The sequence below is a fragment of the Streptomyces sp. NPDC042346 genome (assembly GCF_055581845.1).
In genome coordinates this window covers 114,014-138,731 of the sequence record NZ_JBVJEH010000013.1, presented here as the reverse complement: position 1 = coordinate 138,731, position 24,718 = coordinate 114,014, and the positions used below count along the sequence as shown (strand labels likewise).

Annotated in this window: 30 protein-coding genes; 21 read left to right on the top strand and 9 right to left on the bottom strand. The window is 71.8% G+C overall.

The features are described 5' to 3' along the window. Positions 1 to 6 precede the first annotated feature (6 nt). The 3 genes from ACZ6K0_RS37680 to ACZ6K0_RS37670 all read left to right on the top strand — a co-directional run bounded on the left by ACZ6K0_RS37680 (position 7) and on the right by ACZ6K0_RS37670 (position 2,027). Positions 7 to 474, top strand: coding sequence for a hypothetical protein (locus ACZ6K0_RS37680; protein WP_469577998.1), 468 nt, complete (start codon positions 7 to 9; stop codon positions 472 to 474). Continuing rightward, positions 471 to 1,520 (top strand): hypothetical protein, encoded by a 1,050-nt coding sequence (locus tag ACZ6K0_RS37675; protein WP_469577996.1) that lies wholly within the window; start codon positions 471 to 473, stop codon positions 1,518 to 1,520. The genes ACZ6K0_RS37680 and ACZ6K0_RS37675 overlap by 4 nt, the downstream gene beginning before the upstream one ends. Positions 1,521 to 1,763: 243 nt before the next feature. After that, positions 1,764 to 2,027 carry a hypothetical protein gene (locus ACZ6K0_RS37670; RefSeq protein ID WP_469577994.1) on the top strand — a complete coding sequence of 88 codons (264 nt, stop codon included), beginning with the start codon at positions 1,764 to 1,766 and terminating at the stop codon, positions 2,025 to 2,027. Positions 2,028 to 2,176: 149 nt separating this feature from the next. On the opposite strand, the gene ACZ6K0_RS37665 is transcribed toward ACZ6K0_RS37670, so the two are convergent. The 5 genes from ACZ6K0_RS37665 to ACZ6K0_RS37645 all read right to left on the bottom strand — a co-directional run bounded on the left by ACZ6K0_RS37665 (position 2,177) and on the right by ACZ6K0_RS37645 (position 5,314). Next, positions 2,177 to 2,554: a hypothetical protein gene (locus tag ACZ6K0_RS37665; RefSeq protein WP_469577992.1), complete on the bottom strand. Its 378-nt coding sequence runs from the start codon at positions 2,552 to 2,554 to the stop codon at positions 2,177 to 2,179. Positions 2,555 to 2,596: 42 nt separating this feature from the next. Then, positions 2,597 to 3,400, bottom strand: coding sequence for a hypothetical protein (locus ACZ6K0_RS37660; RefSeq protein ID WP_469577990.1), 804 nt, complete (start codon positions 3,398 to 3,400; stop codon positions 2,597 to 2,599). A gap of 82 nt (positions 3,401 to 3,482) precedes the next feature. Beyond that, positions 3,483 to 4,367 (bottom strand): hypothetical protein, encoded by an 885-nt coding sequence (locus tag ACZ6K0_RS37655; protein ID WP_469577988.1) that lies wholly within the window; start codon positions 4,365 to 4,367, stop codon positions 3,483 to 3,485. A gap of 168 nt (positions 4,368 to 4,535) precedes the next feature. After that, positions 4,536 to 5,054 (bottom strand): hypothetical protein, encoded by a 519-nt coding sequence (locus ACZ6K0_RS37650; protein ID WP_469577986.1) that lies wholly within the window; start codon positions 5,052 to 5,054, stop codon positions 4,536 to 4,538. A 116-nt stretch (positions 5,055 to 5,170) separates the two neighbouring features. Beyond that, on the bottom strand, positions 5,171 to 5,314 hold the full coding sequence (locus ACZ6K0_RS37645) for a hypothetical protein (protein ID WP_469577985.1): 144 nt from the start codon (positions 5,312 to 5,314) through the stop codon (positions 5,171 to 5,173). 387 nt (positions 5,315 to 5,701) lie between these two features. Here ACZ6K0_RS37645 and ACZ6K0_RS37640 point away from each other — a divergent pair, with 387 nt between their 5' ends. The 18 genes from ACZ6K0_RS37640 (at position 5,702) to ACZ6K0_RS37555 (ending at position 19,987) form a co-directional block, all read left to right on the top strand. Beyond that, positions 5,702 to 6,097 carry a hypothetical protein gene (locus ACZ6K0_RS37640; RefSeq protein WP_469577983.1) on the top strand — a complete coding sequence of 132 codons (396 nt, stop codon included), beginning with the start codon at positions 5,702 to 5,704 and terminating at the stop codon, positions 6,095 to 6,097. 119 nt (positions 6,098 to 6,216) lie between these two features. Then, positions 6,217 to 6,675 carry a hypothetical protein gene (locus ACZ6K0_RS37635; RefSeq protein WP_469577981.1) on the top strand — a complete coding sequence of 153 codons (459 nt, stop codon included), beginning with the start codon at positions 6,217 to 6,219 and terminating at the stop codon, positions 6,673 to 6,675. 446 nt (positions 6,676 to 7,121) lie between these two features. Then, the gene (locus tag ACZ6K0_RS37630) at positions 7,122 to 7,820 is read left to right on the top strand and encodes a DUF6884 domain-containing protein (RefSeq protein ID WP_469577979.1); all 699 of its coding nucleotides are present in this window, start codon (positions 7,122 to 7,124) and stop codon (positions 7,818 to 7,820) included. A 79-nt stretch (positions 7,821 to 7,899) separates the two neighbouring features. Beyond that, complete coding sequence (locus ACZ6K0_RS37625) at positions 7,900 to 8,643, top strand: VWA domain-containing protein (RefSeq protein WP_469577977.1); 744 nt, start codon at positions 7,900 to 7,902, stop codon at positions 8,641 to 8,643. 112 nt (positions 8,644 to 8,755) lie between these two features. Continuing rightward, a complete protein-coding gene (locus ACZ6K0_RS37620) occupies positions 8,756 to 9,139 on the top strand; it encodes a hypothetical protein (RefSeq protein ID WP_469577974.1) in 384 nt (127 codons plus the stop codon). A gap of 199 nt (positions 9,140 to 9,338) precedes the next feature. Continuing rightward, complete coding sequence (locus ACZ6K0_RS37615; protein WP_469577972.1) at positions 9,339 to 10,034, top strand: hypothetical protein; 696 nt, start codon at positions 9,339 to 9,341, stop codon at positions 10,032 to 10,034. A gap of 172 nt (positions 10,035 to 10,206) precedes the next feature. Next, a complete protein-coding gene (locus ACZ6K0_RS37610; RefSeq protein WP_469577970.1) occupies positions 10,207 to 11,178 on the top strand; it encodes an AAA family ATPase in 972 nt (323 codons plus the stop codon). Between the two features lie 164 nt (positions 11,179 to 11,342). Then, on the top strand, positions 11,343 to 11,876 hold the full coding sequence (locus ACZ6K0_RS37605; protein ID WP_469577968.1) for a hypothetical protein: 534 nt from the start codon (positions 11,343 to 11,345) through the stop codon (positions 11,874 to 11,876). A gap of 179 nt (positions 11,877 to 12,055) precedes the next feature. After that, positions 12,056 to 12,505 carry a hypothetical protein gene (locus ACZ6K0_RS37600; protein ID WP_469577966.1) on the top strand — a complete coding sequence of 150 codons (450 nt, stop codon included), beginning with the start codon at positions 12,056 to 12,058 and terminating at the stop codon, positions 12,503 to 12,505. A gap of 15 nt (positions 12,506 to 12,520) precedes the next feature. After that, on the top strand, positions 12,521 to 13,309 hold the full coding sequence (locus ACZ6K0_RS37595; protein ID WP_469577964.1) for a hypothetical protein: 789 nt from the start codon (positions 12,521 to 12,523) through the stop codon (positions 13,307 to 13,309). Positions 13,310 to 13,573: 264 nt separating this feature from the next. Beyond that, the gene (locus ACZ6K0_RS37590; RefSeq protein ID WP_469577962.1) at positions 13,574 to 14,776 is read left to right on the top strand and encodes an IS110 family RNA-guided transposase; all 1,203 of its coding nucleotides are present in this window, start codon (positions 13,574 to 13,576) and stop codon (positions 14,774 to 14,776) included. 224 nt (positions 14,777 to 15,000) lie between these two features. Continuing rightward, entirely contained in the window at positions 15,001 to 16,281 is a 1,281-nt protein-coding gene (locus tag ACZ6K0_RS37585) for a phosphoadenosine phosphosulfate reductase domain-containing protein (protein WP_469577960.1), read from the top strand. 215 nt (positions 16,282 to 16,496) lie between these two features. Continuing rightward, positions 16,497 to 16,946, top strand: coding sequence for a hypothetical protein (locus ACZ6K0_RS37580; RefSeq protein ID WP_469577958.1), 450 nt, complete (start codon positions 16,497 to 16,499; stop codon positions 16,944 to 16,946). Next, a complete protein-coding gene (locus ACZ6K0_RS37575; RefSeq protein WP_469577956.1) occupies positions 16,943 to 17,290 on the top strand; it encodes a hypothetical protein in 348 nt (115 codons plus the stop codon). Before ACZ6K0_RS37580 ends, ACZ6K0_RS37575 begins: the two co-directional genes overlap by 4 nt. 79 nt (positions 17,291 to 17,369) lie before the next feature. After that, the gene (locus ACZ6K0_RS37570; RefSeq protein WP_469577954.1) at positions 17,370 to 17,534 is read left to right on the top strand and encodes a hypothetical protein; all 165 of its coding nucleotides are present in this window, start codon (positions 17,370 to 17,372) and stop codon (positions 17,532 to 17,534) included. Then, positions 17,531 to 18,154 (top strand): cell envelope biogenesis protein OmpA, encoded by a 624-nt coding sequence (locus ACZ6K0_RS37565; protein ID WP_469577952.1) that lies wholly within the window; start codon positions 17,531 to 17,533, stop codon positions 18,152 to 18,154. Before ACZ6K0_RS37570 ends, ACZ6K0_RS37565 begins: the two co-directional genes overlap by 4 nt. A gap of 59 nt (positions 18,155 to 18,213) precedes the next feature. After that, entirely contained in the window at positions 18,214 to 19,755 is a 1,542-nt protein-coding gene (locus ACZ6K0_RS37560) for a hypothetical protein (protein WP_469577950.1), read from the top strand. Between the two features lie 28 nt (positions 19,756 to 19,783). Beyond that, complete coding sequence (locus tag ACZ6K0_RS37555; protein ID WP_469577948.1) at positions 19,784 to 19,987, top strand: hypothetical protein; 204 nt, start codon at positions 19,784 to 19,786, stop codon at positions 19,985 to 19,987. A 30-nt stretch (positions 19,988 to 20,017) separates the two neighbouring features. Here ACZ6K0_RS37555 and ACZ6K0_RS37550 read toward each other — a convergent pair whose 3' ends face one another. The 4 genes from ACZ6K0_RS37550 to ACZ6K0_RS37535 form a co-directional block, all read right to left on the bottom strand. Further along, positions 20,018 to 20,617: a hypothetical protein gene (locus ACZ6K0_RS37550; protein WP_469577946.1), complete on the bottom strand. Its 600-nt coding sequence runs from the start codon at positions 20,615 to 20,617 to the stop codon at positions 20,018 to 20,020. Positions 20,618 to 20,675: 58 nt separating this feature from the next. After that, on the bottom strand, positions 20,676 to 21,905 hold the full coding sequence (locus ACZ6K0_RS37545; protein ID WP_469577944.1) for an MFS transporter: 1,230 nt from the start codon (positions 21,903 to 21,905) through the stop codon (positions 20,676 to 20,678). A 332-nt stretch (positions 21,906 to 22,237) separates the two neighbouring features. Beyond that, positions 22,238 to 23,476 (bottom strand): hypothetical protein, encoded by a 1,239-nt coding sequence (locus ACZ6K0_RS37540; RefSeq protein ID WP_469577942.1) that lies wholly within the window; start codon positions 23,474 to 23,476, stop codon positions 22,238 to 22,240. A 39-nt stretch (positions 23,477 to 23,515) separates the two neighbouring features. Further along, complete coding sequence (locus ACZ6K0_RS37535; protein ID WP_469577941.1) at positions 23,516 to 24,370, bottom strand: IclR family transcriptional regulator; 855 nt, start codon at positions 24,368 to 24,370, stop codon at positions 23,516 to 23,518. Positions 24,371 to 24,718: the final 348 nt, after the last annotated feature.

Sequence of the window (24,718 nt, the reverse complement as noted above, 5' to 3'; positions counted from 1 at the left end):
CAACCCGTGACCCCCATGAACACCGTGCTCGCCGCCCCCGACGCCAGCCTGGGCCAGGGCCTGGGAGCGGTCGGGCTCTCCTCCCTCGCGGCGACCGGATTCATCGTCCTGATCATCGCCATCCGCAACCGCTCGAAGCCCCTCAAGAAGCACTTCGAGGACCGCCGCCCCCTCGCCGGGCTCGCTGCCGTGACGGGCATCCTGTTCATCATCGCCGGGGGCACCTGGAGGATGATCGCCCAGGGCACACACGACCTGGCGGCCTCGACGCTCAACGACCCGAACGTCGTCGCCGGGCTCACTCCGGCCGGAACCGCCCTGATCCTGACCACCCTGGCCTTCCTGCCCGAGTGGCAGCGGCGGTTCCCCCCGGCGTTCCTCGGTCTGGGAGCGGGCGTCTCCTGGGGTCTGGCAGGCGCCTTCTGGGGGATCCTCTTCAAGTTGATCGGCGCGATGCTGGGCAAGCTCGCATGAGAGCGCTGCTCAGGGAGGTCGCCGTCCCGTTCCGGGGCGTCAGGCAGACGCCGCGGCTCCTGCTGCTCCCGCTGCTGACCGGGTCGCGCCTCATCGCCTCGTTCCTGCTGCGCAGGGCGGCCCGGGGCGTCAAGCTCGGCTGGACGGCGGCCATGAACCTCGACGCCCCGCCGTCAAAGGCCGCCCCAGCCGTACGGGAGCAGGACGGCGCGCCCGACGACGACTCCGCCGGCAAGCCGGCAACGGGCACCGTCAAGGCGTCCGGGAAGGCGACTCGGGCCGCCGCCGATGACGCGATCGAGCGGGTGGGCCTGGGCTGCCTGATCCTCCTCTTCGTCGGCGTCGTCATCGCCGGACTCATCTGGCTGTTCATGTGGCTCGTCTGGCCCTACATCGCCCCGTACGCGCCGGTCGGCGGCGCCGTCCTCGCAGTGGTGTGGGTGATCGCCGCATGGATGATCGCTCCCCCGCCGCAGGAGACCACCACCCGAAACGATCATGAAAAATCTGCGGGGGAGCAGGACGAGGAATCCGAGCAGGACCGCTTCACCCGCCTGCTCGCGCGTTTCGTCGTGGCCGCCGTCCGGGACGCCGCACCGGAGCACATGGGCGTGCACATCTCCGAGCTCCTCGGGCGGCTGCAGCAGGAGTCCCGGGGCTTCGAGGGGTGGGAACAGCTCCAACTGCGGGAGTTCTGCACCGCCGCCGGGATCCCCGTCAGCAGGAACGTCCGCGCGAAGGGGAAGGGGCCCACCTGGGGGGTCCGCGCGGACGAGCTGCAGGAGGCGTTCGGCACCTCGCTGGACGAGGCCCTGGAGACCCTCGCCCGACCGGCCCCCCGGGCCCCCTCCGAGGAGCCCCCGGCCACCTCCGCCCAGGCCGAGGACGCACCCCCCGCCACCACCCTCACCCCACCCCTCGCCGAGGGCCCCGTCACCACCCTCACCGCACCCCCCGCCGAGGCCCCCGTGCCGCCCCCGCCCAGCGCCCCCGTCCAGCCCCGCCTCCAGGCCGTCTCCGCCCCCTCCCCTGACGTGCTCGCGTGATCGGCCCCTGTGGAGGCGCCGATGCCGTCTACACCCCCATCTACCAGGGCATCTACCGTCCGTCTCACCCCTGTCGACAGGCCGTCGACACGTCGGTCTACGGCCCGTCGACACCACCTTTGCCGCCGCGGTCACCGCCTCGGCGCCCTCCGCGGCCACGGCGAGAAAGAGCCCCTGCCCGTGCGCGGATACGGCCCTTGCCCTCTACGATCCGGTGACCACCGATCGGATCAGGAGGCGGCCGTGGCGTTCACGTACTGCTGCAAGCGCTGCGGCACGGAGTCCCGGCCCTACTTCTTCCGCGCCGGCGCGGAGGGGCACGGCGTACGGCACCGTCGTCGCCGCCACGACGGCGACTACCCGGTGGGCGAGCGCATCCAGCGCATCGCGTGGATCAACCCGTTTGCCCGCGCCGCCGGTTGGCGGCCCTCCGGAGGCGATGCCGTCGCCGCAGCAATCGCCGGTCTGCTCGTCCTGTGGAGCGTCTGGCACGCGTTTACGAACTGACCCCCGGGCGGGAGCACACCTTCATGGTGTGCTCCCGCCCGGGGGTCAGTTCGTTCGGGGCGTCCCCGAGGCTCGGCGGGCCGGGCGAGCCGGTCGGCCCGGGGTGGCAGAAACGAAGGCCGCTCAGGTCCGGGGCTTCCGCCGTCCGCTCACGGGGCGAGGGGGAGGCTGTCGCGGAGGGACGCCGGCAGCGGGAAGGCCGCGGCCAGGGCGGTGATGATCTGGTGGGCCGTCTCCCGGTCAGCTTCGGGGTCGGCCTCCTCGATCACGGTGTTGTCGCCGCCGAAGAGCTCGGCGAGTTCGTCCTGGAGGTACTCGGCCTCCCCCTCGTCGATGACCTGGTCCTTGCCCCGCTCGTCTGCGTACCGGTGGGCCCGCTCCAGGCTCGCCGGGTTGTCCGGCTCCCCGTTGATCTCCGTGCCGGTGGCCTTGACCCTCGTGCGGAGTTCGGGCTCGGCGGGCGGGATGAGGAGGGTGAGGACCGCCTCCTTGAGAGCGGCGCGGTCGAGGTAGACGCTGACGTCCAAGGGATGGCTCCTGTTCGGGTTACGGGAAGATGCGGTCGTGGTTCAGCCGGCCAGTTCGAAGGCGCGGTCCAGGCGGCGGGTGTGGTCGGGTGCCAGGAGGTCGCCCAACGACAGGGTGGAGCCGAAGCGGTAGGCCGCCCAGTCCGGGGTCATCTCCAGGAGCTCGGACGTGCGGCTGCGCAGTCCCTCCATCCCGCGCGCCCACTGCTGGGCCGGGGTGAGCGCCTCCCACATCTGCTCGACCTCGTCGTCGTCCAGGTCCTCGCCGTCCGCCGTTCGCAGGCGGGCGTCCCACCGGGTCGGGAAGGACTCGCTGGCGGAGACGACGACGGGGTGGTCGTCGCGCTCGCGCAGGAAGTTCTGCAGGTCTTCCCAGCCGCACGCCTTGCGGAGATGGCCGTGGGCGAGGCCTTCGGCGACGACGTCGGCAAGCCAGCTCCGGTGGGGGCCGTCGACCCAGGTGTTGACCTCGCACTGGCCCATCAGCCGGGCTGCGAGGCGCAGGGGGTCCGGGCCTCCGTCCATCGCGGTGTTGAGGGTCAGGTTCAGGGGGCGGATCTGGTGGCCGCGGTAGTCGACGATCGGGTCGTCGAAGATGACGTTCTGCAGGGCGCGCGCGTACCCGCTCAGCCAGTGGCGCGGGCTCACGTGCCGGCCCGGCAGGACCTCCCGGAGCTCGTGGTCGTGCGGCAGCAGGTCGTAGAGCGCCCGGGCGCCGGCGCCCGGGTCGGGGTGGTCGAGGAGGACGCGGCCGGCGTGGTCGTGGACCATGCTGAGCAGCCAGTAGCGCTCGTGGCCTTTGAGGTGGATGTGGCCGTGCACGTCCTGGAAGCGGAGGTAGCTCACGGGTGTCCTTCGTTCTTGCGGTGCTCGGTCGGTTGGGGCAGGGGCACAGACCGTCGGGTGTGACAGCGGTGCCGGGCGGTGCTCAGCTCTTGGCCAGGGCGGGCCGCGTGCTGCTTTCCAGGGCGGCGATTGCCTCCTGGGGGACGGGGATGACGCTCTCGATCAAGGTGAGGGCGCGGCGCAGGGCGAGCTGGCGCTGGGGGGTGTAGCCGCGTTCGTCGAGCGCGACGGCGAGGGCGGCCTGGGCCTGTTCGATGTTGCGTCGCTCGGAGGGCGGGAGGTAGCTGGCGCCGGTCGTGCGGGCGTGGTGGTCGGCGCTCTTCCAGGCGAGTTCGAGAGCGGTGACGGCCTTGCGGTAGGTGTCGAGGGCGTCGTGGGTGGTGCCGATGCGGGCGTCGCGTGCGGCGTCGAGGGCGTCGATGAGACGGGTGGTCTGGGCCACGTTCACGTCGGCCAGGGCCAGGCGGTGGAGGTTGTCGAGCAGATTCATCTCGAAATCTCCGTAGGCGTCGCGTACCGCGTCGTGACGCGCTTCCAGGTCGGTCCGGCGCCGGGCGAGTTCGTCGGCGTGACGGGCTTGCTGCCGGCTGCGCTCGCGCCGGCGGCGTGCAGCGGCGGCAAGGGCGAGCGTGGTGAGCAGGAGTGCGAGGGCGGTGGCCGTGACGCCGAGGACGACCGCGATCGTGCCCCAGGGCGGGCCGTCCGCGCTGGTCGGGGCGTGCTGCTGGGGGCCTGGGTCGGCGTCGAGATCCTTGTGGGGGGACGTGCGGAGCTTGGCCGCCAGCTCGAGGGGGAGGGTGGGGCGCCACACCATGGCCGTAACGACCAGGACCGCTGCCAGCGTGGTGAATACCCGGGGCCAGTCCCGGGCTATCCAGAACCGGAAGGCCTGGACGGCGAGGAACAGGCACATGCCCGAGCTGGCGAGGGAGAGCAGCCAGGTGGCCGTCGTGGACGTCGGTGACATCGGCCGGGTGCCTTTCACGAGGTACGTCCCGCCGGGATCGGGTCGGTGGTGGACGGCCCGGCGGTGTCCTGTGATGGGTCAGGACCTGATCACGATGTGGCGGCTCGCCTGTGGACAGAGGCCGGCGCCGGCGGGTGCGGGCTGTGGACAGCGCCGGGCCGGTCCGGGTCAGATGTGGTCGCCGACCTTGATCTTGCGCCACTTCGCCTCGGTGACCGGCTTCCAGCGGGACCGGTCCCCCTTGACGATCAGGACCATCCACGCCTCCGGCGTCTTGTGCACGCCGGTCTGTACGCGGCCGAGGTACTGGCGGTCGCAGACCTTGCGGTTCCGGCTGCCCGATTCCCCGCTGGACCCGTTGGAGTTGTTCTTGTCGAGCTTGTTGGACTTGCCGGGCTTCACCTTCGAGGCGCCTCCTGAGCTGCCGCCGCGTGAGCGCCCGCTGGATCCGCCGGTCGTCGACGGGCGGCTGATGCCGGTGAGGGTGAGCGCGTTGGTGACCGTGCGGCAGTTGGTCTCCCGGTAGCGGTCCTGGTAGATCGGCGTGCTGATCGCCGCGTCGTGGCGCTTCTTCTTCACGGTGCCGTGCTCCAGCGGCGCGGACTGGTGAGGGCCGCAGGCGGTGAGCCAGAACGTGGCGGCGACGGCGGTCGCGGTGATCGTGAGCTGGCGGGTGGTGTGGGGCATCGCGGGGGTGTTTCTCGCTTTCTGGTGCTTGAAAGGGCGGTCGGGCGGAGGGACGAATGTCCGGCAGGTGGCCTGTGGACAGCGGCCGCGGGCGTGCTGCGGTTGGGGCAGGGGGTTCAGTGGCGCAGGGTCTGGAGCTCGTGGATCACGCGGGTTCCGTGGGATTCGTGCACGACGCGGTGGACCAGGAGGTCGCCCCGGTGGAGAGCGAGGTGACGGGCCTTGTCCTCGATGGCCGCGAGCTTGCTGCCGGAGTCCAAAGGGTTCCGCAGTCGCAGAGCACGCCGTAGCCGGTGCGGCCGCCGAGCGCTGCGCACTTCGGGTCGAGCGGCCTGCCCCCGCGGTGAGGGTGTTCGTCGTCGCCGGTGAGGGGGCACGGCGAGCGGTCCTTGGCGTGGAGGGCGACGATTTCAGCGTTGGGGGCCTGGTCGTCGTTGCCGCCCGTGCTGTCGGCGCTCGTGCCGTGCATGTCCACCCTGCTCCTTGTCGTAGACGGGCACCGGGAGAGGGAGCGGGCGGCACCGAACCCGGTTGACGCAATAAAGTTAATCTGCAAGGGTGAAGGTGTCAACTTTTTTGGGTCGCCGGTGCGCGGGCGCTGTTTCGACGGCGCGACCCCACCGGCAGTTCGACATCCCGGAGGCCCCTTGACCCGCACCCTCGGCCGTCACCAGCGCACCGTCCTCAGTGCCCTCGCTCGCCACAACGGCGGTACCTGGACTGCCGGCTGCTCCTGGCAGCTCCGCTCCGCCGCCTACACGACCCGCGTCCTGGACAGCCTGGTTGAGCGCGGATTCGTGACGCGGACGACCGGGACCGGCCGGTACGCGATCACCGAGTCCGGCCTCAACGCGCTGGGCTGGTACACCTGCGGCAGTTGCACCCGCCTGACCCGCACCCCCGTGATCGAGCGGCCCGCCGCCCGGGAGCGGCGCGTGCGGTGTTCGTGGTGCCACGCCCCCGGCGACCCCTCCGCTTCGAGCGAGCCCCTCTCCGAAGAGGCGCGGCCGCGCACCGCCCTCACGCGCGGCGTGCCGGCCTGATGACCGTCGCCACCTTGGAAGTCGCCCCGCCCGCTGCATCCCGCCGCGCGAGGAGGTGCTCGCTCATTCCTCCGCCCATCCCTGAGACGCCACGGGGCCTCTCGCGCTTGGATCGCCAGGTGACCTGGTCCGTGTCCGTCTACCGCCACAGCGGCGGCGCCGAGGTTCACGAGTACACCAGCCACCGCCTCGCTTCCCCGGCCCTGGTGCGGGAGCACGTGGATCTCGCCCGGGAGCGGCCCTGGGTGTCGCGGATCGGGCTGACCGAGCACGTCCGCGAGGTGACCCGCCACTGGATCTCCGAGACCGACCTGCCGGGCGACGGACTGCCGGCGGTGGTCCCTGCCCCCGCAGGCGGAACCGTCGCGGCGCGCTTCTACGAGATCGAAGGCTCCAAGGTGGACGGTCTGCTGAGCGCGGACGATGCTTGCGACCACCTCCAGGAGCTGTGCCGGGCATCTGGGGGTGCCGCAGGGGCGGCCGAGAGCGCCCACCCTGCCGGGCTGAGCCTGTGGGAGGTCACCGTCGTCGACTTCGCCCGGCCGACGAGTGAAGACGCTCTCCCCCGCTCCGCTTGACGCTTTAACATTGATGCACGTCAGCGCTTGCGTTACCTTACTAGGGTCATCTGGCGGGTTCCCGCCCTCCGGGCTGCGGCCCGGCCGCACGGCCGCTCCGGGAGACGGCGCAGGGCGACTTCTCCCCTCACAGCCCCGGGACGGCAGGAACTATCCGAGCCGGCTGCTGGCCCTGCCGCCCCGGCCCCGCCTCGACCCACGGAGGAGACCCTGACCCCGCACGCCCCCGCCCAACGCACCCCCGAGCCCCGGAAGACGCCAGGTACCTCAGCGGATCGGTGGGACGTCCGCCGTGCGCGCACTCTCCTCGCCAAGCACACCGGCCTGAACGACCTGGGCGTCGAGGTGGGCCGCAGCTACGCCGACCGCCAGGCCGCAGTCGAGGCTCTGGCCCACCGCTACGGCCTGCCGATGCCGCTCGCCCTGTTCGACGAGGAGCGGCGCCCATGAGCTGCCGGCCGAACACCGACAGCGCGCGGCGCCCCGCCTCGCTCGGCGCCCGGCAGCGTGCGGGGCTCCACGCCGCTGCGGTACACGCCGAGGGGTTTCTCCCGCCTTCCGTGCCCGACTCGGAGGTCCACGAGGTGGCCGAGCAGGGCCTGGTCAAGGCGATCGCCGCGGATGGGATGGACCGGTTCGGGCCCCTGAGCCGGGCTCCGCGCTTCCGCATCACCGGCCGAGGCCGGGACAGGGCCCAGATCGAGCCGCTTCCCCAGGTCCTGCTCGTGCCCTGTTCGATGGGCAAGCTCGACGTGCCCGTGGCCCCGGCCAGCGAGATGTACGTGGGCTCGTACCACGTCGCGGCTCGCAGGGCGGCAGCTGCTGCATCGGCGGACGGCTCGGCCCAGGTCCTCATCCTGTCGGCGAAGTTCGGGCTCTTGCGCGACGAGGACCGGATCCTGCACTACGACCTGCGCGCCGGAGACAGCGGCACGGTCACTCGGCAGGTCCTGGCACGGCAGGCCCACTTCCTCGGCGTGAGCGCCGCGCGCGTGACGGTCTTCGCCGGCAAGGCGTACGCCGACCTCGCCCGCACGATCTGGCCCGGCCTCGAGCACCCGCTGGAGGGCCGAGGGATCGGCCGGCACCTGGCCTTCTTCGCCGCCCTGTACCGCCCCGGCCGCCCAGCGGGCGCGCGCCCGTAGCCGCGGCGCGCCTGCGGATTCTGTCCACAGGCCGCCGCGCGCACCGTTCATAGATCAGTTCCACGGCCGACCTGGCCCGATGACGGGAATCACCATGTTCAAGAAGTTCTTCTCCGCCTCCCCCGCCCCTGCCGAGCAGCCCGCCGCGCCGGTGCGGACGCCACTCGCCGACCTGACCAAGAAGGCCGCGTACAGCCTGCAGAAGTCCGGGCTGAGTGGGCAGCGAGCGGCCGTCTACCTCGTGCTGGACCGCTCGGGATCGATGCGCAAGTACTACAGCGACGGCACGGTCCAGTACCTCGCCGAGCGGATCCTGGGCCTGGCGCGGAACCTGGACGACGACGGCGCGGTTCCCGTGACCTTCTTCTCCACCGAGGTCGACGGCACGATCACGGTGAGCGTGGACGACTACGCCGGTCGCATCGAGGCGGCGCACAACGGCATGGGCCACATGGGCCGCACGTACTACGCGACGGCCCTGCGCGCGGTGCTGGAGCAGCACCGGCAGTCCGGGGCCACCGCCCCCGCGCTGATCGTCTTCCAGACCGACGGCAACCCGGACGACCGGGCCGAGGTGATCTCCCTCATGCACGAGATCGTCGGGGAGAACGAGGAGGCGGCGGTGGACGCGTTCGTGGCCTTTGTCGCCTTCGGCAAGGACGTCGCCTTCCTGCGCACGCTCGATGTCCTCGGGCTGCGGGCCGACCACGTGTCGCTCTTCCAGGCCGATGAGCCCGAGCAGATCGCCGACGAGGAGCTCTACGACGGCATCACCCACGAGTTCGTTCCCTGGCTCCTGAGCCGCCAGCCGGCCGGCCGCTGACCGCCACCCGGGCATCCGGCCGCAGGTCCGCGACCGGCCGACCGGCCCCCACTACCCTCAGCGCAGTGCGCGGGTCCCGTCCGCGCGCCCCGAGCGAAGAACAGGACGCACGATGAGCGAGCGGACTCTCCACGCGACCTACGCCAGTGCCTCCCGGTCGGCCGGTGAGCAGGCAGCGGCACTACGGCTGCTGCTGGCCCGCACCGCTGCAGATCCGGACCTGGCGCTCGCGCTGACCCGGGTCGACACCACCGAGATGAAGGGCCCGCTGGACTCCGCCGGTCTCCGGGCCGCGCTCACGGAGGCGGAGGCGGAGCGCGACGTGAACGCGGCGCTGGCCGAGCGGTACCACCGGCGCGCGCTCGCGGGAGTGGCGCTGGGCACCTCGTGCGTGTGCGGGCACTCGCCCGCCACCCACGCTCCACGCCTGACCGAGGACGGCCGACTGCCCTGCCGGCACGATGACTGCGGCTGCGCCGACCTCGACTTCCCCTGAGGACCACCTCGGAGCCGCCCGCGCCGGGCAGAACATCCGGCCCCGTCCGTCCCTGAGCCCCGCGGCCTCGGGCCGCGGGGCTCTCGGCGCTCCACCACCGGGCCGCGGCGCGCAAGACGCGCCGCGCAGCCCATGCCTGACCCATTTAAGTTGGCGTACCATCGGCCGTGTATTTATTTTTAAGCGACAAGGAGCCGTGATGGCCCGCCAGGACGAACTACTGACTCTCAACGAGATCGCGCAGCTAGCCGACGTGGGTCGGCAGACCGCGCAGAAGTGGCACGGGCAGCCGCGCAAGACGGGCGGAGAGCCGCCGCTGCGCATGATCGCCAAGGCGATGAACGTCGCAATCCCGGAGGCGAACGACAGGTCACCGCGCTACCCCCGCAAGGTGGTGGTCGCCTTCCTGAAGGCCGTGGGCTACATGAACGCGGACGAGAGCCCCATGGAGCGGCGCGGAGGAAGAGGAAAGTGGTCGCCGGCCAAGCCGACCATCGACCCCCGCCCGACCGAACAGCCCGACGCCGAGCGGTCCGGGCCCGAGGCCGACAAGAAGGCGCTCTACGTGGACCACGCGAGCAGAGGGCGACTGCGCTACTACAACGCACACGCGTGGGAGGTCGCCGGCTTCGGCTCGGAGAACAGCTTCACCAGCTCCCGCACCCTAGGCCGGGCCCCCGAGCCCGACGGGATCGACGAGCTCGAGCGTCCGTACTGGTTCCGGGAGACGCTGGAGAAGTGGGCGGTCGACAACATGGACCGCAAGGCGGCGCGGTTCGCCGGGCCCCGGCCGGACGGCTTCACTCCGGAGGGGCAGCCCTTCCGCATCCTGCCCGGCGACAACTACTACGCGAAGAAGGCCGCCGAGCAAGCCGGCCAGACGGTCGAGAAGTAGCCGGCTCAGCAGGAGGGAGAAGACCCTCTGAGCAGCTATTTCCCGATGTACCTGTGGTAAAATTAATAGCGTCAGAGGGAGTCGGTTCCGGCCCCCGGGGGCGCCTTCTCGCTCCCGTGCGCGGCCCCTGCGGACCGGACCCTGAACCCACCGAGGTGTTCCCGGAGGCCCCTTGACGGACACCATGACGCATCCACAGGAATTTCCCGCCGCTCGCCCGCCCCATCCGCAGTTCCCGTTCAGCCCCGCGGTCAACACCCAGATCCTGGGACGCATCGCGCTGATGGGGCCCAGCGGCTCCGGAAAGTCGTTCACCGCGCTGGAATTGGCTTCGGCGCTCGGATCCTCGACCGCGGTCATCGAGGCGGTCCACGGACACGTCTCGAAGTACGCCGGCCGGTTCACCTTCGACACCTGCCCGCCCCTGACCTACTGCTCGCCGGAGGTGCTGATCGCAGCTCTGGCCGAGTGCGCGGCGCGGGGCTACGAGACCGTGATCGTCGACCCGTACACGCTGTTCTGGTCCGGCCACGGCGGCGTTCTCGAACAGGTCGACGACGCTTCCAAGCGGGGCGCCGGCGGCAACAAGTCCGGCTGGACCGAAGTCCGGCCGCGCGAACGCCGCATGTGGGACGCCCTCTTCGCGTACCCCGGCCACGTCATCGTGACGCTGCGCTCGAAGACCGACTACCACCTGGAGGCCGACGAGCAGGGCCGCCACGCCATGCGCCGCTTCGGCGGCAGGCCCGAGCACCGCGACGGCGCGGAGTACGAGTTCAACTTCGTCGGCGCCATGGACAGCGACAACACCCTTGTCGTGGTCAAGGCGCTCTCGCCGGACCTGTCCGGCGCGGTCGTCGCCCGGCCGGGGGCCGAGTTCGCCGTCCGCGTCCGCGACTGGCTGGAGGAGGGCGAACCGGTCCCTCCGCCGGTGCCGGTCTCGGAACTGATCGCGCAGGCACGCCATCCGGAGGCCACCTACGCCGGTCTGGGCCAGCTGCGCGACACCGTGCGCCGCCGCTGCCTGGAGGACGTGCTGATGCCCGACGACGACGGCCTGACCCTCGTCCGCCTGGACGACTACATCACCCGGCGCGGCAGGGCCCTGCAGGCCACCGCCCCACAGGACGCCCATACCTCGTGACGCCGGCGCGGCGGCCGCTCTTGCGGCCGCCGCGGCGCCCTGCCCCAGCCACCCGCCCCGCGGGGCCACACCACCCCACCAGCAGGAGGAGGACACATGCACATCGCCCGGCTAGCGGCCCGCCTAGGCCGCGCACCACCGCGACCCCGACATCTGGAGCTTCCATGACCGCCTTCCGGTACGCCCCCTCCCGCCTTCTCTCCCTTGCACTGGCCCCCACCGCGCGCGGCCTGATCTTCCTCGCCGACCACGCCGCCCGGCGCGCCGACATCCCCAACCCCATGGCCGCGACCCGGGTCGTGCTCTCGCACCTTGCCGACCAGAACCTCTCGGGCGGCGACGTGTACGAGTCGGTCAGCTGGACGCTGCGCCGGCTCGGATTCGTCTGGCCCGCCGGCCTGTGCGACAAGTGCAACGGACCGCTCGACGTCGACCAGGCCGAGAGCACCGGCCTGTGCGCCCACTGCGAACCTTGGACCTGCGCCTGCGCCTTCGAGAACTCGGGCGCCGAGGAGCTGTGCGGGGGCTGTCACCTGACCCGCGCCGGGCAGGGCGAGCCCATGCCCCCGTGCACCTGCGGGTACGACACCAGCTTCGGACGGTTCGGCGACTACGACACCGAATCGTCCGCATCCCGTCAGCACTTCATCGACACCGGCCGGTTCCTGCGCCCCGGCGAGATCCTCGACGCCAGCTGATCCTCCTGCCGAGCAGCAGAACCCCCACCGCACATGTGCACCCCGGCAAGCCACCCCCAGATTGACGCTTTTAACTTTACCCACACCCCCTCCTTTGGTAAACTTATAAGCGTCATCCGGTGGTGGCCCCGGCCACTGCTCGCACGCGACCCCCCGGAAGGGCACCCATTTCCGACACCGTGATCGAGAAGGCGCTCCAGGCGGCCGACGTGCAGCAGGAGGAGGTCGTACGCGAGGTCTTCCGTGCGGCCGGCCTGTTCTGGCAGTGCAAGGGCCGCGACTGCCGGTTCGACAACACCCCCTCGCAGCAGCTGTGCGAGGGCTGCGGACGCCAGCGCAACGGACATCGCGTCGACGACAAGATCCCCCCTTCAGCTCACCCCGACGACTTCGAGAACCCGCGCGCCGAGCTCAAGGAGCACTTCGTGCACGTCGGCAGCGACCTCCCCGACGCGGTGGCGTTCCAGCTCGACTTCCACAAGCGGTGGCGCACCGACGACGCGACTCTCCACTTCGGCTCGCGCGCTGAGATCCACGACTTCGACGATCCCGACATCGACCTCGCCCTCAGCGACCTCGGCCCCGCCGACGACCGGGGCGAGACCCTGCGCGTCGCTCTGTACCGCTGACCACCGGAGACCCGCATGCCGACCCCACTGGCCGCCGATCCCCACGCCCCGGCTCCCAACGCCCTGCAGCGCACCTGGCTGCTCACGGCCCTCCGCGCCGCCGACGGCCTGCTCCCGGTCGGTGTTCCCACCCGCTCGCTGAACGTCCTGCGTGAGCGCGGGTGGATCACGACCGCCCCGGCCCGCGACGACGACGCGGAGTTCGCCCGGCACAAGATCACCCCCGCCGGCCGTCTCGCCCTGCTCAGCCTCGCCAAGGCCGACGCGCTCCTCAGCACCCTCGTCTCCGTCGAGCCCGGCCGCATCGAAGCCCCGGTCCAGGAACGCATCCTCAACTCGCTCGTCCGCGAGGGCCTGGTCATCCACCTCACCCGGCGCGGCCTGCAGGCCGAGGGCGAGGAGCAGCACCCGTACATCACCAACCTCGGCCGCCGCCTGATCGGCCTGCCCGAGGCCGACGACACCCCGGCGGGCGACTACCTTCTCGCCGCCCTCGCCGCCCACGGCCTGGAGGCGCGCGTCGAGACCGACCACCACGGCGACAGCCGCGTCGTCCACCGCAGCGGGGACGTCGAGGCCCTGTTCTACCGCGAGGTCTGGAACCCCGGCCGCTACACGTACAGCGCCCGGCATCCGGCCTGGATGCACACCAAGCCGTGGACCGCCCTGATCACCTACGGCGCGGACGAGGCCGTCGAGAAGCACCTGCCCAGCGGCCTCGGCGTGCAGGAGGAGAGCGCCCGCATGGCCGGCGCCTTCGCCGCCTGGCTCGCCGACCGGGACAACGCGGCCTTCGCCGCCTGACGCCCACCGCCCACTTCCACCCCCCCCGTTACTTTTTTCGTGGCTCCGCAATGGGGCCGCCGGCCTTCGGGTCCGGCATGACTTCCCCCCCTTGTTGGTGATGATCCGGGGGGTGGTGTCACCGGGCCCGGAGGCATCGACGGACCGCTGATGAGGGGCTTGAGCACCGGCTTCACCCGAGCCGGAAGAGCTCTCCGTAACGTGGATGTGGCAGCTCGATGCCGAGGCAAGGCCGGACGAAAACGTGAGCGGAGGGGCTCGCACGTGATCGACACCAGCGACATCGACGTCTTCCTCGGCCTGGACGTCGGCAAGGGCGAACACCACGCCACCGCCGTCACCCCGGCCGGCAAGAAGGCCTTCGACAAGCGGTTACCCAACACCGAACCCAAGCTCCGCGAGCTCTTCGCCAAGCTGAAAGCCAAGCACGGAACGGTGCTGGTCGTGGTCGACCAGCCGGCCTCGATCGGTGCCCTACCGCTGGCCATCGCCCGGGACATGGGCTGCCCGGTCGCCTACCTTCCGGGGCTGACGATGCGTCGGATCGCCGACCTCTACCCCGGTGAGGCCAAGACGGACGCGAAGGACGCGTTCATCATCGCGGACGCGGCCCGCGCGATGCCCCACACCCTGCGGGCGATCGACGGCGAGGACGAGACCATCGCCGAGCTCGAGATGATCGTCGGCTTCGACGACGACCTGGCTGGCGAAGCCACCAGAATCGCCAACCGGCTCCACGGCCTGCTCACCCAGATCCATCCCTCGCTGGAGCGGGTACTGGGGCCGCGGATGCAGCACCCGGCCGTCCTGACGCTGCTGGAGCGGTTCGGTTCACCGGCCCAGATCCGCAAGGCAGGCCGGCGCCGCCTGATCACCTTGTTACGGCCCAAGGCCCCGCGGATGGCCGAGCGCCTGGTCGAGGACATCTTCACCGCCCTGGACGAGCAGACCGTCACCGTTCCCGGCACCGAGGCGGCCGCACTGATCGTCCCGAGCCTGGCCGGGTCCCTGACAGCCGTGCTTGACCAGCGGAAACTGCTGGCCGGACGGATCGAGGAATTGCTGGAGGCCCACCCTCTTTCACAGGTCCTGAGGTCGATGCCGGGAGTCGGCGTCAGGACCGGAGCCCGCATCCTGATCGAGGTCGGCGACGGCAGCACCTTCCCGACCGCCGGCCACCTCGCCGCCTACGCAGGACTCGCCCCCGCGACCCGCAGTTCAGGGTCCTCGATCCGCGGCGAACAACCTTCCAGGAGAGGAAACAAGCAGCTCAAACGGGCTTTCTTCCTCTCCGCGTTCGCGGCACTTGGCGACCCGGCATCGCGGATCTACTACGACAAGAAGATCGCCCAAGGGAAGCACCACACCCAGGCCCTGCTCTGCCTCGCCCGACGCCGGGCCGACGTCCTCTTCGCCATGCTCCGCGACGGAACCTTCTACGAACCCCGACCGGCAGCCTCTGGCTGATCCTCGTCACGGTCGCCACACGCTGGGCAGTCGTACTCGTCGACCGAGTCGATCAAGACCGGGTGACCGCAGTAGTCACACGGCCGCAGGCCCTCATCAGCCGACTCCTCAACAGGTGCTTCAACACTCATGACAGCCACAGTGCCAGGCGGCCTCCCCGCCCGGCACCCAGCCCACCACCTTGACCAAACAGATAGGGGCACCCCCCCCGGGAACTCGCCGCCATGGATCTGACTACCCGCCTGCACCTGCTCAACCTCGTCCGCCTCTCGGCCAGCACCGAGAGCGCCTGCCGCGCCGCCGAGCGCGCCGAGCGGCGGGCCCGGCTGCGCCGCAAGGAGGCGGCCGCCGCACGGCGTCGGTGCCGCAGCGTGGTGCGCACGGCCCGCAGCCGTGACCTCGACGACGCGGTGAAGGCCCTGGCCGACGCCGAGAGCGAGTACGAGGCGCGCGCCGAGCAGGTCGAAGCGGCTGGTCTCCGGTGGCGCCGCGCCTTCACCGCGAGCGAGCGGGCCGACACCCGCCTGGGTAGGGAACTCGCCCGTACCCGGACGCTGACCGGCGCGGGCCGGCCCCGCCGCAAGGGCGACCGGCTCTCGGCCGAGATCTCGCTGCTGTCCGAACTCGCCGCCATGCCGCTGGAGTTGATCCGTGCCGCCTCGGCGCTGCTCGTGCAGTCCTCGGCCGGCAAGGACAGCGTGGTGGCGCTCGACCGCGTGGTGCGGTGGGCGAAGGCCGCCGGCTGCCTCGACAAGGTCATCGTGGTCCATGCCGACATTGGCGAGGAAGCCGAATGGCCCGGGGTCCGCGACCTTGCCCGGCAGCAGGCCGAGCGGTACGGCCTGCGGTTCGTGGTGGTCAAGGCGTCCGTCGGGTTCCTCGGCATGGTGGAGAAGCGCGGCATGTGGCCCGACGCCCAGAACAGGCTGTGCACCTCCACCCTCAAGCGCGACGAGGCCGCCAAGCTGTTCACGCAGATCGTCGACGAACTCGGGCTCGACGACCAGGCTCTGATCGTCAACTGCCTGGGCATCCGGGCCGCCGAGTCGCCCTCGCGCCGCAGGAAGCACGAACTCGCCATCGACCACCGCGCCAGCAACGGCCGCCGCCTCGTGCTGACGTGGCACCCGGTGTTCCACCTCTCCGACGAGAAGATCTGGCAGGAGATCGCCGACCAGGCCCTCGACTACCACCCGGTGTACGACACGCTGATCCCGCGCCTGAGCTGCATCTTTTGCATCCTGGCGCCCTTCGAGGTGCTGGTGCGGGCCGTCCGGCTGTGCTGGGTGCTCGGCCTGCCGACCCCCAGGACGTACCTCGACCTGGAGCAGCGGATCGGGCACCGCTTCACGAACCAGTTCAGCCTGGCCCAGGTCATCGAGGAGGCATCCCGCCGGGAAGCGGAGGAAGGCCCGCTCACCTGGCGCCGGGGCGACGCGATCCGCCATCACCTCGGCGAGGACGCGGCCGCCGCCTACCTCCATCGCCTGGCGCTGGCCGCTTGAGAGCGAGACCACCCGTCATGACGACCACCCCCAACGGCTGCCGCCACTGCGGCATCGACCACCACGAGCACGCAGCGGTGGACCGACCCGCCAGTGGACCCCGCCCACCCAGCAGCAGATCAAGGCCCGCATGCACGCCCGCCGCGCCCGCACCGGCCGCCGCCCCTGACCTCGCCTAGTCCCTCACCCCTTGTCCCCGTACGGAAGGCCCGCCCTTGCTCCTCGCTCCCGCGCCCTCGCCCGCCGCCCTGGCCCCCCTCGTCGGCACCGCCGACTTCGACACCGAACTCGCCCGGCTCCTGGACACCCTGAACGCCTCGCAGCTCAACGACATCGAGATCGCGTGTGTCCGGCGCCAGAGCGCTCACTTCGCCGACCGGCTGGTCACCGTGCTGCGCCACCGCGCCCGTGAGGTGGTCGCGGCCCGGGAGACGGACTCGCGCTGGCCGGTGGTCTCCATCGAATTCGGCTCCTGGGACTGGGAGAACGGCTGGTTCTGGTGCGAGTACAGCGCCGAGCTTCGCCACCTCGACGGGGCGGTCAGCACCGCCGACCTCGCCTTCGACGACGTGAGCGAGGTGCTGGCCGACCTGGCCGCCACCGATACGCCCCAGCGCGGCGAGACCCTCACCGTCGACCTGCGCACCGGCAGCGTCACCCAGTGAACCCCCGCCCCACCCCGGCCACAGCCCGCCGCGCTGCGGCCGCCCAGCCCGGGCGCGGCGGGCGGCCGTCCACCACCACGGTCGTCTACGACTGCGCGCACCTGCGGGTGCGCGCGTCCGGCACCGACGTGCTGTGGTTCGCGCGCGACGTCGCCGCAGCCCTCGGCTTCCGGCTCCCACTCACACCAAGCAGCGCGGCACCGCGGGTCCTGGTGACCACCGAGGAACTGCACTCGCTCATGGAGGCCGCCGGCTTCCGGCCGCCCGCCGACTTCACCGCCTGGGCAGCACAGATGCCGCACCGGCTGCCGCGCCCCAACGCCGCCCCCACCCGTAGGCGTTGACCTCCCGCCCCTCCGGCGCGCCCCTTCCCGCCCCGCCTCCGTCCGCGTCCGCGCGGCCGTCGTCCGTCCTCGAGGAGTCATGCTCAACCGCCCCACTCTCTGCCCCGACTACAGCGTCCGCCCCGACCCCGCCTCCAGCGAACTCCTTCCGGACCTCAACCGGCTCCACGCCGAGTGCGATTGGCATCCCGTCCGCCAGCGCATGGTCCTGCGGAGCCGGACGGCATCGGAGTCCAGCCGGTGAGCGCGCCCCCAGTCCCCGTGCGCTGCCTGAACCGCCCCCAGGTCGGCGGTCTCGTGGTGCCGTTCGTCTCCTACGAGCACGACGGCCACGCCGTGTTCGGGAGCGTCGATCCGCGCCGCCTCGCGCTGGCCCTGCTGCACCGGCTCTGCCAGATCTGCGGCGAGCCGCTGCAGGAACGCTTCTGTCTGGCTGTGCGGCCCATGGACGTCAGGCTCGGTGCCGCCCCCGAGGCCGGCCTCGACCCGGAATGCCTGGCCTACACCGCCAAGGCGTGCCCCATGCTGAACGGCTCCGCGAGCGAGTACCGCGGCGCCCCGGTGGGTGTCGCCCACCCCGCCCGCCGGCCGTGCAGCGACCCGGGCTGCCCGTGCCCGCGCATCGCTCCCGACGCCCAGCATGAGGTCCGCTCGGGACGCCCTGCCGACGACTGGGACGCCTGGATGATCCGCAGCACCCACTACCGGCTCAAGCGGGACCCGGAGCAGCCCGGCCGGCTCCTCGGCATCGACCTCGACGTACCAGTGCTGCGCGTGCGTCCGCTGCGCCGCGCTCCCCGCCCCCGCCTAGAGCGCGCGCAGGCCGAGCAGATGCTCGCCGCTCTGCGGGCCCTGGGCCTGTAACCCGCACGCCGGCACGGCCGCGCCGTGCCCGGCACCCCCGACTCGCAAGGAACCTGCTCGTGTCCACTACCGCCCCCGCCCTGTTCTCGATGCCCGTGCCCCGCGGGCCGGCCCGGCCCGTCAAGCCGAAGACGGTCCTGTCGTACGGCCTGGGCGCCGACTCGACCGCGATCCTGCTGATGTTCCTGGAGGATCCGGTCCGCTACGGCCTCGAACCCGACCTGTCCGACCTGATCGTCGTGCATGCCGTCACGGGCAACGAGTGGCCAACCTCTCTGTCGTACGTGGACCGCCTCGTGCTGCCGCTGCTCGCCGAGCGCAGGGTGCGGGTGGTGCAGGTGGCCAGGATGGGCCGCTCCGACTCCGACGGGGTCCTGGTCCTCGACGACTCGCGGGCCACCCGCCGCATCCACCAGGCGGGGCCGTGGCGGCTGTCGGACTGGCTGCTGACCGGCGGCACCGTGCCCCAGATGGCGTCGGGGCGCAGGACCTGCTCCATTCGCTTCAAGGGATGGGTACTTGACCACTGGGCGGTGGCCGAGTTCGGGCAGGTTCCCTTCCGCCGGGTGATCGGCTACCACGCCGGGGAGCGGTCCCGGATGGAGAAGGACACCAAGATCCAGAACCGGCTGAACGAGCGGGCCGGGCGGGTGATCTGCGAGCCCTCCTACCCGCTGATCGAAGCGGGCATGGACCGGGAGGCGGTGGAGGCGTACGTCCTGGCGCGTCTCGGCGAGCCCATCCAGAAGAGCTATTGCACCTTTTGCCCCTTTAGTGGCGTGTGTGCGTCGCGGGACCGTCACGAGGAGCGGCTGCGCGCGCACCCGGACCTCGCCGCCGAGGCGCTGGCGATGGAGTACGCCTCGATGGCGCTGAACGAGCCGATGTCGCTGTACGGGACTCGGTCGCTGTACCAGCAGCTCACCGAGGACGAGCGCAACGAGGCGGTGCTCGCCGCGTTCGAGGAGCGCCTGGACGCGGTGCCGTTCTCCCTGTACGAGGTGCGCCGCCTGTACCTGCCGGGCCGGACGAAGGACTGCCGCCTCCACCATGGGGACCGGTGCGTCCGCCCGCGCTGGTGGTGCCGTACCGAGCGGACCGCACTCTGCCGCCGCGAGCACACCGCGTTCGAGACCGGTGGCGGGGGTACGCGCACCGAGCTGCCCACCGCGTGCGCCGGCGTTGAGAACGACTGCCAGGGCAAGCCGGTCAAGGGCCAGGCGTGGCGCTCGGTGCGCACGGTGTGGGAAGGCCCCCGCCTGGAGGCGGAGTTCACCCTGATGCGCTGGGGCCGCGAGGAGGGCGTCCAGATGCGCCGCGGAGAGCGTTCGATGATCAAGCGGCTGCACTACCTCGACCGCGGTGAGGGCTACCCCGCGGCGGAGGCGTACCTCGTGGCCGCGCCGAGCGGGGCCGACGACAAGCACCGTGACTCGTTCGAGCGCCGGTGGACGGAGTTCACGGGCCTCATCGGCACCCGGTGGGATCCGGTCCGGCCCTTGGTCTGCCACCCGCGGACGCGCGGCAGCCGCGTCGTGCCCGTCATCCGGCCCTCGGGCGTCGCGCATGTGCCCGCTCTCGCCGAGAGCGCCGCGGCCTGAAGTGGGAGAACAGAAGGAGGTTCCCCTCATGGGCGTGACGCCGCAGACGGTGGTGTGGTGCGAGGAGCGCGATCACCCCTACGTCACCTACAACCCCTGGCTGGAGCGTAGTTACTGCCGGTGCGGCCGCCGTCAGGAGGCCGGGCGGCAGCCGCTGGACACGCTGGCCGCGCACGAGATCTTCCACGGGCACGCTCCCGGCGCCCTCTGCCGGTGCTACCTGCCCCGGTGACGCCGGGCGGCCGCGTCCGCCCCGGTCCGGCTACGGTTGCCGGCGACTTCGGCGGACGGCGCTCTCCCACTCCTGCCAGGCGGTGTACTCCTGGCGTATGTAGCCGCGCAGTCCCTCCGGGCTCTGCCACTGGGGTGCATCGGCGCCAAGGAGCCCTTCGACGTGGACCTGGTCGAGATCGAGATCGAGGTGCAGGAGCAGGTCCGCGGCCATCACGGCCGCGTCGGCGGCGTCGGCGGCGTACTCGGGGTCGATCAGCCCGCCGTGCGCGGCGACCTGCATCGCGTGAGCGGCTCGGTCGAGGTAGGCGGCCTGGCGCAGGTAGAACAGCCGGTAGCCGCCGTGGTCGACGGCCGGGCCGTGGCCGTCACGGGCCGCCTGGGCACGCAGGTTGATGCCCTCAGCCCAGAGCGCGAGGGTCAGTTCCTCCTCGGTCAGCGGCGGAGAGGCGCCGTACGCCTGGTCGTAGTCGGGCGCGAGAAGGTGCGGGAGCTCTTCGGGGTGCCATCGGTGTCCGCACAGCAGGCAGGCGAACGCGGCGACGGAAGGAGAGCCGGCCGGCGGGTCGAGCTGGACGTCGACTTCGTCGCTCGGGCACTTCGGGCAGTGAATCACGAGGTGGTCGGGCATGGGTGTTCCCCGGCCATCGGAGCGGACCGGGACCGGATGGTGTCCTTCGCGGTCATGGTCAGCTTCGGGTGCTATCAGTGGTGCGGGTCCGCAGGGAGCGGGCGAGGGGGTAGCAGGCGGCGACGGCGAACGCTGCGCTGGCCGCGAGGAGGGTGGCGACCAGCGGGCGGCCGCCGACGTCGAGGGCGAGCGCGATGCCGAGCGGCGGCAGGGAGGCGAGCGCGGTCGCCCCGCTGATGACGGCCTGGTAGCGGCCTGTTGCGCCGGCCGGGGCGGCAGTGGAGATGTAGGCGCCGACGGCGACGCTGTAGCAGACCTCGCCGGGGACCAGGACGACGGCGGCGATCGCGTATCCGAGGACGGTGTGCTGGAAGGCGGCGATGGTGATGCCGAGTCCGAGGATGGCCGAGCCGGCGGCGAGCACGGGGACGAAGGGGAAGCGGACGGTGTCACCGCGGCCGACGAGCAGGCGCATCAAGGGCGGGGTCAGAGCGAGGACGGCGATGGTGTTGGCGACCATGGCCACGCCGAAGCCCGTGGCCGGGAGACCGTCATTGGTCATCAGAAGTGGGAGGACCGAGACGAGCCCCCAGGCGCAGATCATCGAACAGACGGCGACCGCGGTGATCCAGCGCAGGGTCGGATCGGCCCACACCTGCCGGTAGGTCGCCAAGGGCTCGTCGCCGGCCGGCGCCTTGGGGGCCAGGGTGCGGCGGACGACGAGCGCGAAGGCCAGGCACACGACGGCGTTGGCGACGAACAGGCTCTGGTAGCCGTGGTGGTGGGCGAGGTAGCCGCCGGCGCCGCCGCAGATTGCTATGCCGACGTTGCTTGCGAAGTAGGTCCAGGTCTGTGCGCGGGTGCGCCCCGCTTCGGTGGGGATCGACTCGTTGATGGTGGCCGAGACCGCCGGGCGGTGGGCCTCCATGGTCAGTCCCAGGCACACGGCAACGGCCAGCAGCGCGGGCAGGGATGTGGCGACGGCGAGCGCGAGGCACGCGAAGGCGGACAGGATCATCAGGGCGACCAGGGCGGTGCGCTGGCCGAGCCGGTCGGTCAGGGCGCCAGCAGATGCCTGGCCCAGGCACCAGCCGATCCCGAAGGCGGTGAGCGCGGCGCCGGCTGCGGTGGTGCCGTGCCCCGTTCCGTCGGCCACGTAGTAGGCGAGGAAGTCCCAGCTGAACCCGGCCGCCTTTACGACGAGCGAGCCGATGATCAGGATCCAGACGACGGACCGTGTCGTCGATTCGGTGGGCACGGCGGTGGTGGCCGGTGTGTGTGTGGCCATGCGGCGTCTCCCTGCAGGTCCCGCCTGCGGTCGTAGCGAAAGGGGGGTAAACAGCCCGAAGGCGGCCGAACCAGAGGTGCGGCCGCCTTCGGTGTGGTGCTCGTGCGACTTAGCGCACGGAACGCACCGAACGGACGGAGCGGACGGACCGGACGGACTTACGGACGGGGCTCATGAGCCTCTCCTCTTCTGTGGTGCCAACTCCCCGAAGCCCGGGGATGTGGCGAACGTATGGGCTGGTCAGCCGCGTAGTGGCCGGACAGGTGCACCCCGGACATCGTTGAAAGTCGAAGCGTTTCCGGGGTGCACCGTTCCCCCTGGTGCGGGCCCTGTCACGCCGCTGCGGGAGGGGGCCCCTGAAGCGCCGGCGGCGGCGCGGACGCGTCGGTGCGCAGCCGCTGAACGGTGTCGGCGCGCGGGATACCGAACTGCAGCGCGGCCTGGTCGGCGATGGCGGTGACGGTCTGCTCGGCCGCGTGGGGATCATGCTGGGTGAGCCAGCTAAGGACCTGGCCGACGGCGGGCAAACATCCCGCTCCATCAGGCAGGTTCGCGAGGGCGGCAGCGGTGAGGACGTCGGCGAGAGCCTGGACGGGGATCGTGTCCTGCAGCCGGTCGGCCGCGAGGTGGGCGAGGTCCGCGGCGACGTCCCGGACGGCATCGGGGGTGCGGTGGCGCAGCACCCACCGGGCACGCCGCTCGGGGTCGTCCCACAGTGCGGCGAACAGGACCGAGTCGAGGCGCTGGCGGATCCGCTCGGCGCCCGCCGGAAGTGCGGGACGGTGACGGTAGACGGGCCAGCGGGTGGCGGCGGGGCGGCGCCGGTGGGCGGCCCAGTTCTCGGCAACCGGTCGGGACCACATGGGACGGCCGCCGACGATCGCCTGGGGCTCCGGGACGGCGCCCTGGCCGCGGCTGTTGTAGGCGCGCAGCGCCGAGGCGCTGATGGAGGCGGCTGCGGCCAGGGCAGGGGTGCCGATCAGCGCCTCGCCGCCGAGTTCGGGAGCGGTGAGGGTGACCACGCAACGCGCGAGCGGCGGATGCCCGGCGTCCGGGGTGCGGTTGTCGGCCCAGCGGGCGAGGTCGTGACGCCACTGCGCAGCGTCGACGTACGCGCTCTGCTCGGCGAGAGTGGCTGCCCGGTAAAGGTGCCCGCGGCCGGCATCGGCCTTGGGGCCTTGCAGGAAGTCGGCGGCGGTGACGGTGACAGCCGCCGGGACGGGCTGGTCCTCGAAGGCGCCCGCAGCCTCGTCCCAGAGCAGGGGTGGCCGGTGCCAGTGTGTGCCGTCCCACCAGTAGCCGCCGGACCGGGAGACCAGGGGCCAGTGGTTGTGCCAGTCCCATGGACCGGTGCCGTCCGGGCCGGCGTCGTACAGCAGGACAGTGCGGCCCAGGTGCGGGCGGGTGTGGACGATCCATACGAAGCCGGCCCGGTGCGGGTCCTCGGTCCGGGTGGGCCGGGCCGCAGCCGGGGGTGTGCCGGTGTCCAAGTGACTGTCGTCGACGAACGGCAGGCCGGGGACGGGGTGGTCGGTGCTGGCGCCGTTCGCGAGGAGCCGGTGTGAACTCATGATCGTGGTGTCCTTCGGCGGGTTCATCGGCGGAGTCAGTCAGGCCATGGGGCGGGCGGGCGCGGGCCTGGCCTGCTGGCGGGGGCACGGGCCGGCGGCCCGGGTGGCCGCCCGGCGCAGCAGGACCGCGAATTCCTGAGCCCGTAGCGGCTCATGGAACAGCTGGTCGTCCCCGGTGAGGCTGAGTACGGCGACCAGGTGCGATCCGCGCAGGACGGGCGTGGACATCGTGCAGATGCCGAGACATCGGCGCAGCGCGATCCGGGTGGAGCGGATGGTCTCCACGGTGGCGGATGGCAGTACGAGCGGCCGGTCCTCGGCGTTGACGGCGAGTTCTGCCGGAACGTAGGCGAGCGCGGCGCGTCCGGCGGCGGTCGTGTGGAGGTCGGTGTCGCGCTGCGCGGCTGCGGCGCGCTGCTCGTGGTGGGGGCCGACCAGGTCGACGAGTGTGAGGTGGAGGCCGATTCCGGGCTGAAAGTGCGGCTCGTGCCAGGCAACGGCGAGCCCGGTTTCCTGCTGGAGGTCCTCCACGACCCGGCGGACCGGTTCGGGGGCGGTGGCCGTGCCCACAGGGTCAGGGGTGAGCGGGGCAGCGTCGCGGGTGATCCGGTAGGTGCCGCGGCGGGCGCCGTGCTCGACGAGGCGCTCTTGGGCGGCGGCTTTGAGGAGCTTGGCGGCGTGTGGGGGTTGCAGGCCCGCGGCGCGGGCGATGTCGGCGAGCTGGTGCTCCTGGTCGGCGCCCAGGCACAGCAGGGTGTGCAGGACGCGGAAGCCGCGGCCAGCGGACTGCGGCGGCTGCCGGGTGTCGTTGACAGCGGTGAGGACAGGTGGCAGGGCCGGCGGGGACCAGTACGTGGACGAGGTGGGTCGCGGGGGGACGTTGATGCTGGACATGCAACCTCCGGGACAGGTGCGGCGCGGTGAGGCTCCAGACGTCGAGGGGGGAGTGCGGGGAGCCGGCCTTGAGCGCGGCTCCGCGTCGGCGACATCAGGGGTTGGTCAGGGGCGGTATGGGCGTTGACGTGGGCGGAAGGCAGGCGGCGGCGCGGGGGCTGGGACGGCGTCGTCGAAGTCCGCGTCCGACGTCATGCCGTAGCGGGGTTCCAGGAAGAGGTGCTTGAACCGCCATTCCGGGTGAGGGGACAAGGGGGCGGGCCGGGGACGGCGCGCGGCCGCCTCGGTACGGCCGGGTGGTACGCGGCGCTGGATGGGCACGGCGTCTCCTTTTCTGCTTCTGGCCCG

Coding starts and splice junctions, on each gene's coding strand:
- ACZ6K0_RS37620 (WP_469577974.1), top strand. CDS start 8,756: ATGAGCGAGCGGACTCTCCACGCGACCTACGCCAGTGCCTCCCGGTCG.
- ACZ6K0_RS37675 (WP_469577996.1), top strand. CDS start 471: ATGAGAGCGCTGCTCAGGGAGGTCGCCGTCCCGTTCCGGGGCGTCAGG.
- ACZ6K0_RS37550 (WP_469577946.1), bottom strand. CDS start 20,617: ATGCCCGACCACCTCGTGATTCACTGCCCGAAGTGCCCGAGCGACGAA.
- ACZ6K0_RS37570 (WP_469577954.1), top strand. CDS start 17,370: ATGCTCAACCGCCCCACTCTCTGCCCCGACTACAGCGTCCGCCCCGAC.
- ACZ6K0_RS37625 (WP_469577977.1), top strand. CDS start 7,900: ATGACGGGAATCACCATGTTCAAGAAGTTCTTCTCCGCCTCCCCCGCC.
- ACZ6K0_RS37545 (WP_469577944.1), bottom strand. CDS start 21,905: ATGGCCACACACACACCGGCCACCACCGCCGTGCCCACCGAATCGACG.
- ACZ6K0_RS37615 (WP_469577972.1), top strand. CDS start 9,339: ATGGCCCGCCAGGACGAACTACTGACTCTCAACGAGATCGCGCAGCTA.
- ACZ6K0_RS37655 (WP_469577988.1), bottom strand. CDS start 4,367: ATGTCACCGACGTCCACGACGGCCACCTGGCTGCTCTCCCTCGCCAGC.
- ACZ6K0_RS37605 (WP_469577968.1), top strand. CDS start 11,343: ATGACCGCCTTCCGGTACGCCCCCTCCCGCCTTCTCTCCCTTGCACTG.
- ACZ6K0_RS37540 (WP_469577942.1), bottom strand. CDS start 23,476: ATGAGTTCACACCGGCTCCTCGCGAACGGCGCCAGCACCGACCACCCC.
- ACZ6K0_RS37535 (WP_469577941.1), bottom strand. CDS start 24,370: ATGTCCAGCATCAACGTCCCCCCGCGACCCACCTCGTCCACGTACTGG.
- ACZ6K0_RS37585 (WP_469577960.1), top strand. CDS start 15,001: ATGGATCTGACTACCCGCCTGCACCTGCTCAACCTCGTCCGCCTCTCG.
- ACZ6K0_RS37650 (WP_469577986.1), bottom strand. CDS start 5,054: ATGCCCCACACCACCCGCCAGCTCACGATCACCGCGACCGCCGTCGCC.
- ACZ6K0_RS37595 (WP_469577964.1), top strand. CDS start 12,521: ATGCCGACCCCACTGGCCGCCGATCCCCACGCCCCGGCTCCCAACGCC.
- ACZ6K0_RS37630 (WP_469577979.1), top strand. CDS start 7,122: ATGAGCTGCCGGCCGAACACCGACAGCGCGCGGCGCCCCGCCTCGCTC.
- ACZ6K0_RS37555 (WP_469577948.1), top strand. CDS start 19,784: ATGGGCGTGACGCCGCAGACGGTGGTGTGGTGCGAGGAGCGCGATCAC.